The sequence below is a fragment of the Vibrio sp. 1069 genome, assembly GCF_033340555.1.
In genome coordinates, this window is sequence record NZ_JAWOWP010000941.1 from 1 (window position 1) to 517 (window position 517).

General features: G+C 44.1%; 1 protein-coding gene. It reads left to right on the forward strand.

The features are described from left to right. Positions 1–2: 2 nt before the first annotated feature. Positions 3–517: ABC transporter substrate-binding protein (locus tag R7040_RS29930; protein WP_318098117.1), on the forward strand; the 515-nt coding region annotated here is incomplete at its 3' end.

Below are 517 nucleotides of genomic sequence, written 5' to 3' on the forward strand. Positions count from 1 at the left end.
AACTGACAAACAAAGGTCTAGTTCAGAAAGTTGATAGCAAGATCATTGAAGAAAATGTACCAGCTCAGTACCAAGACAAAGAGAATGAGTGGTTTGCACTTACGCTACGTACTCGTAGTGTTTACTCTTCTCGCGACCGTGTTGGCAAACTAGGTGCGGACTTTAACTATGCTGATCTAGCCAAACCAGAATACAAAGGTAAGATTTGTACTCGCAGCGGCAAGCACCCATACAACGTATCTCTTGTTTCTTCGATGATCGCTCACTACGGCGAAGCAGAAACGAAAGAATGGTTGGAAGGCGTGAAAGCGAACCTTGCTCGTAAACCTCAAGGTAACGACCGTGCACAAGTAAAAGCGATCAAAGAAGGTCTATGTGATGTTTCTTTGGGTAACAGCTACTACCTAGGCAAAATGGTTAACGACAAAGAGCAAAAAGCTTGGGCTGATGCGGTTTACATCAATTTCCCGAATCAAGAAACAACAGGCACGCATGTGAACATCTCTGGTATGGCGAT